The sequence below is a fragment of the Snodgrassella sp. ESL0253 genome, from assembly GCF_013344965.1.
Lineage (GTDB): Bacteria > Pseudomonadota > Gammaproteobacteria > Burkholderiales > Neisseriaceae > Snodgrassella > Snodgrassella alvi_B.
In genome coordinates, this window is record NZ_JAAEDQ010000003.1 from 81,877 (window position 1) to 95,034 (window position 13,158).

General features: G+C 50.5%; 9 protein-coding genes. 7 read left to right on the forward strand and 2 right to left on the reverse strand.

Going from position 1 to position 13,158, the window contains the following annotated elements:
- Positions 1-62: 62 nt before the first annotated feature.
- The 5 genes from GYX26_RS03550 (at position 63) to GYX26_RS03570 (ending at position 6,078) form a co-directional block, all read left to right on the forward strand.
- Complete coding sequence (locus GYX26_RS03550) at positions 63-1,004, forward strand: ABC transporter permease (protein WP_174828111.1); 942 nt, start codon at positions 63-65, stop codon at positions 1,002-1,004.
- Complete coding sequence (locus tag GYX26_RS03555) at positions 1,004-1,948, forward strand: iron chelate uptake ABC transporter family permease subunit (RefSeq protein ID WP_174828113.1); 945 nt, start codon at positions 1,004-1,006, stop codon at positions 1,946-1,948. The genes GYX26_RS03550 and GYX26_RS03555 overlap by 1 nt, the downstream gene beginning before the upstream one ends.
- On the forward strand, positions 1,945-2,721 hold the full coding sequence (locus tag GYX26_RS03560; protein ID WP_174828115.1) for an ABC transporter ATP-binding protein: 777 nt from the start codon (positions 1,945-1,947) through the stop codon (positions 2,719-2,721). The genes GYX26_RS03555 and GYX26_RS03560 overlap by 4 nt, the downstream gene beginning before the upstream one ends.
- On the forward strand, positions 2,718-3,707 hold the full coding sequence (locus tag GYX26_RS03565; protein WP_304944911.1) for a siderophore ABC transporter substrate-binding protein: 990 nt from the start codon (positions 2,718-2,720) through the stop codon (positions 3,705-3,707). The genes GYX26_RS03560 and GYX26_RS03565 overlap by 4 nt, the downstream gene beginning before the upstream one ends.
- A 106-nt stretch (positions 3,708-3,813) precedes the next feature.
- The gene (locus GYX26_RS03570) at positions 3,814-6,078 is read left to right on the forward strand and encodes a TonB-dependent siderophore receptor (protein ID WP_174828117.1); all 2,265 of its coding nucleotides are present in this window, start codon (positions 3,814-3,816) and stop codon (positions 6,076-6,078) included.
- Positions 6,079-6,133: 55 nt separating this feature from the next.
- Here the strand turns inward: GYX26_RS03570 and basC are convergent, their stop codons facing one another.
- Both basC and GYX26_RS03580 read right to left on the reverse strand, forming a co-directional pair.
- Complete coding sequence (gene basC / locus GYX26_RS03575) at positions 6,134-7,450, reverse strand: putative histamine N-monooxygenase (protein ID WP_202984275.1); 1,317 nt, start codon at positions 7,448-7,450, stop codon at positions 6,134-6,136.
- 62 nt (positions 7,451-7,512) lie between these two features.
- Positions 7,513-10,356: a condensation domain-containing protein gene (locus GYX26_RS03580; protein ID WP_202984276.1), complete on the reverse strand. Its 2,844-nt coding sequence runs from the start codon at positions 10,354-10,356 to the stop codon at positions 7,513-7,515.
- 231 nt (positions 10,357-10,587) lie between these two features.
- On the opposite strand from GYX26_RS03580, the gene GYX26_RS03585 reads away from it, so the two are divergent.
- Both GYX26_RS03585 and GYX26_RS03590 read left to right on the forward strand, forming a co-directional pair.
- Positions 10,588-12,201, forward strand: a complete 1,614-nt coding sequence (locus tag GYX26_RS03585) for a (2,3-dihydroxybenzoyl)adenylate synthase (protein WP_174828121.1) — start codon at positions 10,588-10,590, stop codon at positions 12,199-12,201.
- Positions 12,202-12,237: 36 nt separating this feature from the next.
- On the forward strand, positions 12,238-13,113 hold the full coding sequence (locus GYX26_RS03590; RefSeq protein WP_174828124.1) for an isochorismatase family protein: 876 nt from the start codon (positions 12,238-12,240) through the stop codon (positions 13,111-13,113).
- Positions 13,114-13,158 lie beyond the last annotated feature (45 nt).

Consider the following 13,158-nt stretch of genomic DNA (forward strand, 5'->3'; position numbering starts at 1 on the left):
CTGGCTGAAGATTTATTGTTGCTGGCATTAATCTGCTGCGCCAATGCTAAGGTGTATCGCTGATGTATCGCGATATGATATTTGCATTTATTATTTTATGCATATTATCTTTGCTGGTGGGCACTGATCCGATTTCATGGACGGGCTTGCTGGCGGGTTCGGATGCCGACTGGCTCACTTTAAAAGCCAGCCGCTTGCCGCGCCTGCTGGCGATTATTCTTACCGGCATGGGGCTTTCTATTGGCGGGGTGATTCTGCAACATATTGTGCGCAATAAGTTTGTGGAGCCGGAAACCGCCGGCGGGCTGGATGCAGCCAAGCTGGGGGTGCTGGTGTCGCTGGTGCTGCTGCCATCGGCGGGTGTGTTAAGCAAGATGCTGGCCGCGCTGGTGTTCTGCTTTGTGGCTGGGCTGATTTATCTTCTGATTATTGCCAGAATCCGCTATCAGCAAATCGTGCTGATTCCGGTGATTGGTCTGATGTATGGCTGTGTATTAAGTGCCGGCGCTGAATTTTATGCTTATAAAAATAATCTTTTGCAAAATGTTCAGGGCTGGCTGCTGGGTGATTTTTCGCGCGTGGTACAGGGGCATTATGAATTGCTGTATGTGCTTGTGCCGGTGATTGTGCTCAGTTATGTGTTTGCACAGCGTTTTACGGTGGTGGGCATGGGGCAGGAAGTGGCTACCAGTCTGGGGGTGAGCTATAAAAGTACGGTGGCGCTGGGGTTGATGCTGGTGTCGGTTACGGTGGCGGCAACGGTGATTACGGTGGGCTCGATTCCTTTTATCGGGCTGGTGATTCCGAATCTGGTGGCGCTTAGATATGGTGAACATTTAGCCAAAACTTTACCTTTGGTGGCTTTGGCCGGGGCGTGTCTGCTGCTGCTGTGTGATGTTAGCGGCCGTTTGATTATTTATCCCTTTGAGGTGCCTGTTGGTCTGACTGCCGGTGCTGTTGGCGGCATTGTTTTTCTGCTGCTGATTTTACGGGGGCTTCGCTAATGAATCGCAGATTCTGGCTGCTTTGCGGCGCTATTCTTGCTCTGGCTGTGTTTTTTATGCTGTTTGATTCCGGCCTTGATATGGAATATGTGCTGCCCAGACGTCTGTTACGGCTGGCCACTATTCTGCTGGCCGGTATGTGTATTGCGGTGTCGTCTGTGGTGTTTCAGACATTAGTTACCAACCGCATTTTAACGCCGGCAATGATGGGCTATGAGGCGGTTTATCTGTTCTGGCAAGTGCTGCTGTTGTTCTTTCTGGGACAAAGTGGTCTGGGCTTGCTGGGGCTTAATGGCAATTTCTTTGCCTCTGTAGGATTAATGCTGCTGTATTCGTGGATGATTCACCATTTTTTGCTGCCACGCGCGCGCAACAATCTGTGGCTGTTGTTGCTATTCGGGCTGGTATTGACGATGGTAATCACCACTTTTACTCAGTTTATTCAGCTCAAAATCAGCCCGGGGGAATTTTCGGTGTTTCAGGGCATTAATTATGCTTCTTTTAATCATTCGGAAACGCAGACGCTGGTCTATGCCGCTATAGCCATGCTGGCGGTGGGCTGGGTGGGCTATCCGTATCTGGCCACGCTGGATGTGATGGCTCTGGGAGAAGAGCAGGCTATTTCGCTAGGGGTGGATTATGCGCGCTATGTACGCTGGGGGTTTGGTTTGATTGCGGTGCTGGTGGCGGTTTCCACCAGTCTGGTGGGGCCTACGGCATTTATGGGGGTATTTATTGCCAATATGGCTTATGCCTTTGCCGGCCATTTTCAGCATAAACGGATTCTGTTATTTGCCGGTGCGGTGGCAGTTGCGGTGTTTCTGATGGCGCAGATTCTGGTGGAACATGTGTTTAATTATAAGACTACGGTGAGTATTTTAATCAATCTGATTTGTGGGATGTATTTTCTGCTGCTTATTGTCCGTCATCGAGGAATGGCATGATTGATATACAGAATGTTTGCAAAATTTATGGCCATAAGCAGGTGCTGAATAATATTAATCTGGCACTGCCGCTGCATCAGGTGACGGCGCTGATTGGCCCCAATGGCGCGGGTAAGTCCACTTTGTTGATGATACTGGCGCGGTTACTGGCGCCTACTTCGGGCAGTATTCTGTTGGATAAGCAGGATATTGGCCGTATCCGCATTGCTGATTATGCCCGTCTGGTGGCTACGCTGCGGCAATCGCCCTGTTTCGGCCTGCGTCTGACGGTAAGGGAGCTGGTGTCCTTCGGCCGTTTTCCGTACGGGCATGGGTTGTTGTCGGCTAAAGACCATCATGTGATAGATGAGGCGCTAGATTTTCTGGGTTTAAGTACGCTGTGTGATGTGTATCTTGATGAGTTAAGCGGCGGGCAGCGACAAATGGCTTTTCTGGCCATGACTATTGCGCAGGAAACACGGATTCTGCTGCTGGATGAGCCTTTAAATAATCTGGATATGAAGCATGCGGTACAAATCATGGTGGCTGTCCGCCGTTTGTGTGAGGAGCAGCGGAAAACGGTGATTATGGTGGTACATGATATTAATTTTACGGCCAATTATGCAGATTATATTGTGGCCTTAAAACAGGGACAGGTAAGTTTCAGTGGCGCTACGCGCGAGGTGATTACTGAAGAGCACCTGAGTGAGCTGTATGGGCTGGATTTTGAAATCAGCCACAATAGGCATGGTTATGTCTGTCAGTATTTTCATTCGTTGAAAGGTGAAACATGAACGGGAAATTCAAGCAATGCGCTGCCAGTCTGCTGGGGCTGATGGCTGTGGTGACGATGGTCACTATGTCTGGCTGCGATAAAAAATCGGCAGCAGCAACTGCCAGCCCAGTGGTGCAAAAGCGCGCGCAGCCGCTGCTTATCCAGCATCAGCTGGGTACGACCACAATTACTGATGTACCGCAGCGTGTGGCGGTAATGGACATGAATGAAGCGGATTTTCTGGATCAGTTAAATGTGCCGTTTGCTGGTATGCCTAAAGATTTTATCCCGCATTTTCTGGATAAATACCAGCAAAATCATGCTGACATTGCCGATCTGGGCGGTATTGTGCAGCCGAATATGGAGCGTATCCATACGCTGAAGCCCGACCTGATTCTGATGACGCCGATTCAGAAAGACCATTATCAGGAGCTGACGCAGATAGCGCCCACGCTTTATTATGAAATCAATTTTAATAACAGTGAGCACGGGCATCTGGCCACGATTAAAAATCACCTGCTGACGCTGGGGAAAATTTTTAACCGTGAAGATTTGGCGCGCAGCAAGGTAGCCGAACTGGATGCGGAAGTGAACAAGGTGCGCGCCATCACTAAAGAGCGGCCGGAAAAGGCACTGGTGGTGCTGTATAACAATGGTGCTTTCAGTAATTACGGGGTGGATTCGCGTTATGGTTTTATTTTCAGTGATCTGGGGGTAAAGCCGGCCAGTGATGATGCCAGTACGAGCTTGCACGGGCAGCCGATTTCCAGTGAATTCATCAAACGCGCCGACCCAGACATTCTTTACATTATCGACCGCACATCGGTTATGCAACATCAGCCAGTTATCACTGCTGCTCAGGTAACCAATCCATTACTGCGCGCCACGAAGGCATGGAAAAATAACCGGGTGATTTTTGTGGATGCTGATGCCTGGTACACCACCGGCGCCAGCCCTACTTCGATGTACCTGCTGATGCAGGATGTGATGAAAGGCTATCAGTAATCACATTTCAATCACTACAGAATAACAATAAGTAGCATCAGTGAATTCAATCCTGCCAATAAACTTTTAATTGTGTTGCATGAATTTGGTTAACAAGGAGACATTTATGGGTAAACACAAGTATCACCAGAGGCAGGATGACCTGCACCCGGTTAGAAACCGGGGCAGCAGTGCCCTGAATCCTGTCGCCTCTGCGCCTAAAGTGCTGCTACTGAGTCTGGCCAGTGCCATGCTGGTTTATACGCCGGCAGGGTATGCCAGACCGGTGGATGATAAAGCCAGACCGGCAGTTAAGAAAGCAGCAGACCCAAGTGCACAATCTGCTGGTGAGGCCAAGCTGGCTGAGGTGGTGGTAGAGGCCAATCAGGGTACTACTTACACCGGGGGCTTTGTGGACAGAAACAGCCGCATCGGTTTTCTTGGTAATAAAAATGCTATGGAAACGCCGTTTAGTACGGTTAGTTATACCGACAAGTTTGTCGAGGATACTCAGGCCAGAAATGTAACTGATGTGATTGCCGCTACTGACCCTGCGGTGTTTACTAATGGTGCTATTGGCGGCTGGAGTGAGAATTACTATATCCGTGGCTTTCAGTCCAGTACCAATGATATGTCGATGAATGGTTTATTTGGTATCGCTCCCTACTACAGGACTGCGCCAGCGATGTTTTCGCGCATTGAGGTGCTGAAAGGGCCTTCAGCGCTGCTGAATGGGATGCCGCCTGCCGGCTCTGTGGCCGGTACGGTTAATCTGGTGCCCAAGCGTGCCGGTAATGAACCACTGCTGCGGGTAACGCCTAGCTATATGTCGGATTCACAATGGGGCGGTGCGATTGATGCCAGCCGCCGCTTCGGGCAGGACAAGCAATTCGGGATTCGGGTTAACGGGGTGTATCAGGATGGTACCGGCTCGGTAAGAAAGCAAAATCTGAAAACTCAGCTCGGCTCGGTGGGGATGGACTGGCGCGGCTACCGAACACGTGTTTCCGCCGATTTTTACATGGCTAATGACAAGGTAGATGGTGTAGTGCGTGGTATCAATCTGGGTAAAAACATGAAAGTGCCCTCCCCGCCCAACCCGAAAACTTTAATCAATCCGGACTGGTCTTATGTCAGTAATAAAGACCGTGGCGCGATGATGCGGGGTGAATATGATATTAGCGACAATATCACTGCCTATGCCGCTTTCGGACGCAGTAAAACCAATTACAAATACAATGGTGCTACCTCGGCCAATTTGCTGGACAACCAAGGCACCATACAGACGGTGATGGCGCAACTGGCATTTGATGTGGATAAGAAATCGGCTGATGTAGGATTGCGGGGGCAGTTTGATACGGGCCCGGTTAATCATCAATGGGTAATCAATACTACCTACTACAAGCATAATCAGCATGATTATGGGGTGAGAAGTATTCCCTCGGCCACATGGATAACCAATATGTATCATCCGGTATGGGGTAAATCAGTACCGTTTGATGTTCCGCCGATTTCTAGAAGCTCGCTGCAACTTAAAAGCTATGGGATAGCGGATATGCTGTCGTTGATGCAGGACAGGCTGCAACTGACTTTAGGTCTGCGCTATCAGGAAGTGAAAAGTGATAATCTGAGCCTGATGGGCAAGCCGGTTTTAACTGCTTATAAAAAACATGCCTTAACGCCGGGTGCGGCGATTTTGTTTAAAGCCACGGAACATATGTCACTTTATGGCAATTATATTCAGGGCTTAACCAAAGGCGATTCGGCTCCCATTACTGCGGCCAATTACCCCACCGTGTTTGCGCCGTATAAAACCAAGCAAACCGAGCTGGGCATCAAATGGGATTATGGCACGCTGTCGCAATCATTAAGTGTGTTTAGCATTAAAAAACCCAGCAGTTATACCGATGTAGCCACCAATATGTTTACTTCCGGCGGTGAGCAGCGCAATCGTGGCATTGAGTGGAGTTTTATTGCCTCGCCGCTTGAAACAGTACGCCTGATGGGTGGTGCCAGCTACATTAAGCCGGAGCTGACCAAGCTGGCCAAGCATGGCAATGAGGGTAATATCGCTACCGGTGTGGCTAAAGTTCAGGGTAAGCTGGGTGCTGAGTGGGATATTGCTGCCGCTGCCGGTATGGTTACTCTGTCTGCCCATGCCACGGCCGTATCCAAGCAATACCTGAATCAGGAAAACAGTTTATCTGTACCCGGCCATACTGTATTTGATATTGGTGCCCGTTATAACGCCAAAGTGTCCGGCCATCCGTTCACGCTGCGGGCAGAGGTTAAGAATGTCACCAACAAAAGCTATTGGGGTATGCCACGTCTGTCCAATCTGTCTTTAGGCGCACCACGGACTTTCCTGCTGTCTGGTTCCTATGATTTCTGATGCATAATCAGCTATTAAAAAATCGCCTGCTGGCGATTTTTTAATAGCTGCGGGATTACTGCGGTAAGCCATACCGCTGAAATGCAGAGTATTCCGGTACCTGATAATGCTGTTTACCCAGCAACTGATTGATAATCACCCCATTTCTGGTGGCGCCCATGCCTAAATCCGGTGAACCGACGCCCTGCTTGGCAATTTCAGCATTCTGGATAAAAATCCGCCCTTTGCCGCCATCACAGCGCACAGCCGTAAAGTCTTCATTAATCAGATAATCATGCTGGTCGTCGGTTTGCAGCACTGTGTCTTTGAGCGCTTCAAACCAGTCTGGCCATTGATGGTGATAGCCGGTAGCAGCAACAATCGCATCGGTTTGAATGGTTTGTTGCTGATTAAGCTGGGTATGCAGGCAGGTCATGTTGATAACGCCGGATGGCCGTACCTCTACCGCTTGCACATCACAATTGGAAAACAGCGTCAGGCCGGCTGGGGCACCGGCGATGGTGCGTTCGTACAGCAAGTCATAAATATCGCCGATAGTAGCAAAGCTGATGCCTTTATACAGTTGCCCCTGACTGGCACTGATTTCCCGCCGTTTCTGCGCCGGCAGCGTCTGGAAATATTGCATATACACCGGCGTAAAACACTCCTGCCCCAGTTTGGAAAATTCCATCGGATGAAAGCCGGCCGAACGGGTAATCCAGCGAATGGACGCACCGGCTTTGATTTGTTCTGGCTGCAAGGCACGGTAAAGCGTCAGCACACATTCAGCAGCACTCTGCCCTGCGCCGACTACGGTAACCTGCCTGCACTGCTGCAACTGCTCCTGCATATGGGTGAATTGGGCAGAATGCTGAATCAGCGGATGACTGGTATTTTTCAGCCATTCAGGCTGATAGGGTTGGGTGCCAATACCAATCGCAATATCCCGACTGCAATACACCTGTTTTTCACCACCGGCAGATTCACTTTCAATAATAAATTTTTCCTGCTGGCAATCGTAGCTTACCGCCGTGACGCAGGCATCGAAATGGCAGGACGGCAACCGGCTGACAGCCCAGCGACAATAATCATCATATTCCTGACGTGGTATCAGGAAACGGTCGTAGTAGCAAAACTGGTACAGGCGCTGATGCTGGTGCAGGTAATTAAGATAGCTGAGGGGATGGCATGGATTGGCCATGGTAACCAGATCGGCCAGAAACGGCACTTGCAGGGTGGTGCCGGGTAATAACAAACCCGCGTGCCAGTGAAAGGTGGGCGCTTTATCCAGAAACACTGCATTGACTTCCGGATGGCTCGACAATAATGCGGCCAGCCCCAGATTAAAGGGCCCAATCCCAACACCGGCCAAATCAGTTTGTTTCATATCCATGTTTATTTTATCCCTAGGTTCAAATAGTTAAATATTGAATTATTTACAGCGGGTAATATTTTTTATGCCGAAGCCATGACGGATTGAAGCAGATGCACCACTTCCTCTATATTGCAACAGCCAATCAACTGGCGCGGGTTTAGCGCCAGCCTGAAAATCTGGTTAATCTGGCCGGTGATTTCTTTTACGTGCGCAGGACGCAGACCCAACTGGCTAAACGGCTGCGAGGTTGTGATAGCCATTGCCGCTTCGATATGCAGCACCTTGCGGTAAATAAGCATTAATTGCTGTCGCTGCCACGCTGCCGCAGTAGCAGGCTGCGTATCAGGATTTAGTGCCGCAGCGGATAGTGCCTGTGGCAGCACTGAATCAATATTATCCAGTCCGCTATCAGCCACCTGCTGACATACATTAACCAGTGCTACCAAAAAATCGCGGATAATGGCATCACTGATGGCCGCCTGAGCATAGTCAACGTTAAACAGCAAAGCACCATCACTTCCGAGCATAAAACGGATATCGATTGCTACCTGCGGTGTCTGGGTAAGGCCGCTTACATAGTGAACCGGGCTGTCTGGTGGCAGGGTTGGCCACGATAGCCCATTGGTAATAACCACCGGTAAAACCGGTGCTTGGCCATGCTGTTCAAACAGCATGCGCGCCAGCTCAACACCGGAAAAGGCTAAATGCTGCAATCCTTCCAGCGTATCGGCCTGTAATTTTCTGGCCTGCTCGATAAATGCCGCTGTCGATGGCCATGTGGCAACGATAAAAGTAGACTGATTGGATAATTCGCCCTCATACAGCGGTAACACCGGTACAGCCACAGACAATAGCGCCGGTATCTGCTGCCAGCGATTCAACACCGCCAGAATCAGCGCCATCAATAAGGAATTTTTAAACAGTCCCTGCTGTGAACCCAGACGACATAATGTCTGAAATGTATGTCTGGGCAGCACCGCACTTTGGCGGCTATAGCTGGAAGTCATCAGGGTGGCCAGCGGCTGTTTCCACGGCAGTTGCGGTATGGAGGTAATCGCTTGCAGCCGCTGCTGCCAGTAGGCAGCAGCCAAGTCATAACGCCGGCTATCCTGCTGCCTGCTTTGAGGCTGAGATGATGCCGCTATCAGTGGTGTAGCAGTGAATAATTCACACATCAGCGCCGCAATTGCGCGCCCATCCAGAATCAGCGCATCAAAACGGGCAAACAGCACAAACTGTTGCGGCGTTAATTGAAACAGGGTGATGTCCCAAGGCGATTCCTGCAAATCAAACAGTGCCTGCTGATAATGCTGCCGCAAAGTAGCAATTTTTTCTGCGGCTAGTGCGGGCTCTTCGCCACACAGATTGATTTCAGTTAAATTAATGATTGCCTGTGGGTTTACCCACTGCACACAGCGTCTGGCATCAATACAGGTTCTCAAACTGGCATGATGCTGCACCATATCGGCCAGTCGCTGCCGGAATACTGGCAAATCGAGTGTTCCGGCATACTCGCGAAACTCCTGCATGGCCACACCACCCAGAGCAAATGCGGTGCTGCGGCCTGATAAATAGGCCTTTTGCAGCGCATTCAGCGGTGTGGTTCCATCGTCAGAGACGGTGAGATTCAAGTGCTGGCTCAATGCCTGTAGCGGCTGGGTAAAGCACTCCGGCTGAGCAATAAGTGCATTTATCAGCGCAAGACAGCGTTCAAACAGCCCGTTTACCCATGTTTGCGGCAATGCATCCAGACGGATATCCCAGTTGATCAGTAAATGATTGTTCAACTGCACAAACTGTGCATCCAAAGCCACCTGCGGCCCTTGAGAAATACACCAGTCCATGCTGCCAAAATATTCATGCACCCGTGATGAAAATAAATTTTTTTCCGGCAAATCCAGCGCAGCGGTAAAAACAACCGGTGCCATCTGCGGCGTAGCATGATGGCGTGACAAATGCCGCATCACATTCACGCCACTGAACTGCCGATAATCCAGACAGTGCCGCCATTCTGCTGCCACACGCTGGCAAAACGCATGCAGACTGGGCGCCTCCGCCATATCAATATTTAACAGCACCATATCAGCAAAATCACCGATGGTTTTATCAATATCGGGCAGAAGCGGCTCTCGCCGGAAAAACGGTACGTTGAGCCGGTAAGCTGCATCATGGGTTACTTTGCCCAGACTGTAGGCAAACAGCCCCAGCATCAGGGCAGAAAAAGTAAGCCGGTGCTGACGGGCAAGCTGGCGCAACTGCTGCGTCTGCCCGGCGTTAAGCGTGGCACTCAGGCGCGCGCTTTGCGCCGCAGCCGTGGCGGAATGGTTTAAAGGCAGAGCAGGAGCGGGAGCAATCGCTGCTATGCGTGCCTGCCACCACTGGCGTGCACGTTGCTGTTGTTGCTGTTCATACTTATCCTGCTGCATGGTGCTGCGCCATGCATAGAAAGACGGCGGTGGTGGCAAAAACACGTTACTGTCTGCATAAAACTGTGCCAAATCTTCCATCAGGATACGAAAGCTGGAAGGGTCAACCGCAATCATATCGGCATCAATATGCAAGCGAAAAGCCTGATTATCCAGAAGACTGATGGAAAAACGCACAGTTTGCCCCTCTTCCAGTTTCAACTGCTGATGCGTCCATTGCTGACGTTTCTGTTCAAGTTTCTGTTGCTGCTGCGCTTCAGACAAATGGAGAAAATCATCTATTTCCAGCACATCCGGCGGCAAGGTATTGCTGATACTTACTTCACCCTCCGCACTCAGTTGCAGGCGTAACAGTTCATGACGCCGGTACAGACACGCGATTGCCAGCCTGAGCCTGGCTACATCAATATGCCTGCCATTGAATTCTGTATACAGATGCGCAGCCACACCACCGAGCATTGCACTATGCGCACGCCCAAACCAACATGCCGACTGCATTGAAGTAAGTTCACCCATTATTTCATTACTCTGTTGACAAATTTACGGTTTTTGACGATGATACATGTAAATGAAAATGATTACCAGTTTCATTATTTAGAAAAAACAGATAACCCGTTAATGAGCGCCACTGAACAGACAGACACAAAAATGATGTTGCAGCTTCAGTTTTGTCTATAAGTCAACATTACTTGTCTGATTCAGCCGGTTTAGCCGACAAAGGCTGAAGAGATGATTACCTATACACGCTGGCCAGAAGATTTAGCCCGCCAATACCGTCAAAAAGGTTACTGGCTGGATCTGCCGTTAACCCGTGTCCTCACAGACACAGCCAAACGGTTACCGCAGTCAACTGCCATCATCTGCGGAGAGCGACACATCAGTTATCAGGCGCTGAATCAGTTTTCCGACAATCTGGCCGCTAGACTGGCAGCACAAGGCCTTGGCATAGGTGATACGGCACTGGTACAGCTACCGAATAGCGCCGAATTCTATATTGTATTTTTTGCCCTGCTGAAAGCCGGTATCGTGCCGCTGAATGCCTTGTACAACCATCGCCAGCATGAACTAACCAGCTTTTTCAGCCAGATTAAACCGCGGCTGCTGATTGCATCACGCAGCCATGAAGTATTCATGCACAATGATTTTCTCAATCAGCTCACCAGCCAGCAACTGGCTCCCGCCCTCACCCTGATGCTGAATGCTGGCAGCGGTGACAGAAATTTAAGCGACTGGTACACCAGCCCCCCTGCCACTGACAGCAATTATGCTGCCACCCGCGCGGATGAAGTGGCCTTTTTCCAGCTTTCCGGTGGCAGCACCGGCACACCGAAACTGATTCCGCGCACCCATAATGATTATGATTACAGCGTGCGTGCCAGTGCCGAAATCTGTGGTTTGAATCAACACACGCGTTTATTGTGCGCCATGCCGGCACCGCATAACTATATGCTGAGCTCGCCCGGTGCACTGGGTGTATTTCACGCCGGCGGCTGTGTGGTCATGGCCGCCAGCCCGGAACCATCAAGCTGCTTTGCCCTGATTGAACAACATCAGCTTACCATGGCCTCACTCGTACCCAGCGCGGTAGCGATGTGGATGCAGCAGCCAGCGGAACAACTGGCCAAAATCCGCTCATTACAGCTAATACAGGTAGGCGGTGCCAGTTTTCCGGAATCCATGGCACGACAGGTGTTAAATGTTTTTGGCTGCCAGTTGCAGCAGGTATTTGGCATGGCTGAAGGACTGGTGAACTATACGCGGCTGGACGACAGCGAAGAAGTGATTATCACCACTCAGGGACGCCCCATCAGCCCGGATGATGAAGTACGGGTAGTAGACGAAAACGGCCGCGATGTGCCTGACGGAGAAACAGGCATGCTGAAAACGCGCGGGCCCTATACTTTCCGTGGCTATTATCAAAGCCCGGAACACAATGCACAGGCTTTTGATACAGAAGGTTTTTATTACTCGGGTGATTTGGTGCAGCGCAACAGCAGCGGCTACCTGAAAGTAGTCGGGCGCATCAAAGACCAGATTAACCGTGGCGGAGAAAAAATTGCCGCCGAAGAAATTGAAAAACTGATTATTACCCATCCCGATGTCACTGCGGCTGCTCTGGTAGCCATCAGTGATGAACGCTTTGGCGAAAAAAGCTGTGCCTTTATCGTGTCACAGAACCAGCACTTGACCGCGCTCAGCCTGAAACGCCATCTGCTCAATCTAGGCATTGCCCATTACAAACTGCCTGATCAGGTTTGCATCGTTGACAGCTTGCCCCTCACCGCCGTAGGCAAAACCGATAAAAAACGTCTGCGTGAAACCTTACAGCAAAGCCCGGCCTGAAATATTCATCATCACCGTGAGAAAAAGAGAAACAGCATGACTATCAAACAAATTACCGATTACCCGATGCCCACACCGGCACAGCTACCACCAAATAAAACCGCATGGGAAGCCGATACCGCACGTGCCGTATTGTTAATCCATGACATGCAAAATTATTTTCTGAATTTCTATCAGCCCGACAGCCCATTAATCCAAACCCTGATTCAGAATTTGCAGGCACTGCGCAACTGGGCGGCACAGCATCAGATTCCGGTGGTATATACCGCGCAGCCGCATCAGCAAAATCCCCAGCAGCGCGCCCTACTGAATGATATGTGGGGTTTAGGTATTACTACTGCGCCGGTTGAAGAACAGAAAATTGTTGCGGCACTGACACCCCGGCCGGAAGACACCGTGCTGACCAAATGGCGCTATAGCGCTTTCCAGCGTACAGATTTACGCACACACATGCACAACTGGCAACGCGATCAACTGATTATTGGCGGCGTCTATGCGCATATCGGCTGCATGGTCACCGCCGCAGAAGCATTTATGCAGGATATACAGGCTTTTTTCGTTGCTGATGCACTGGCTGATTTTTCTGCGCAGCAGCACCAGAACGCCTTAGATTATGTTGCCGGCTGCTGCGGACAAGTCACCACCACAACGGCATTAATGCCAGCAACAAATGCCCTGACCCGCTCATGGCTGACACAGAAAATCCAGACCCTGCTGGAAATGCCGGCAGAACCCATAGACCCCGAAGAAAACCTGATTCTGTACGGACTGGATTCTCTGCGCATCATGCAGTTTGCGGCAGAACTGCAACAACGTGACATCACTATCGGCTTCGAGGCATTAGGGCAGCAACCGTCCCTCAATAACTGGTGGCGCCTGATTGAGGCACAGCAGACGGCCAGCGTAGCCTGATAAACAGCAGCAATGGATGCCTAACCTTGGTTAACAGCCCCAGAG

Coding starts and splice junctions, on each gene's coding strand:
- GYX26_RS03585 (WP_174828121.1), top strand. CDS start 10,588: ATGATTACCTATACACGCTGGCCAGAAGATTTAGCCCGCCAATACCGT.
- GYX26_RS03550 (WP_174828111.1), top strand. CDS start 63: ATGTATCGCGATATGATATTTGCATTTATTATTTTATGCATATTATCT.
- GYX26_RS03565 (WP_304944911.1), top strand. CDS start 2,718: ATGAACGGGAAATTCAAGCAATGCGCTGCCAGTCTGCTGGGGCTGATG.
- GYX26_RS03555 (WP_174828113.1), top strand. CDS start 1,004: ATGAATCGCAGATTCTGGCTGCTTTGCGGCGCTATTCTTGCTCTGGCT.
- basC (WP_202984275.1), bottom strand. CDS start 7,450: ATGGATATGAAACAAACTGATTTGGCCGGTGTTGGGATTGGGCCCTTT.
- GYX26_RS03560 (WP_174828115.1), top strand. CDS start 1,945: ATGATTGATATACAGAATGTTTGCAAAATTTATGGCCATAAGCAGGTG.
- GYX26_RS03570 (WP_174828117.1), top strand. CDS start 3,814: ATGGGTAAACACAAGTATCACCAGAGGCAGGATGACCTGCACCCGGTT.
- GYX26_RS03580 (WP_202984276.1), bottom strand. CDS start 10,356: ATGCAGTCGGCATGTTGGTTTGGGCGTGCGCATAGTGCAATGCTCGGT.
- GYX26_RS03590 (WP_174828124.1), top strand. CDS start 12,238: ATGACTATCAAACAAATTACCGATTACCCGATGCCCACACCGGCACAG.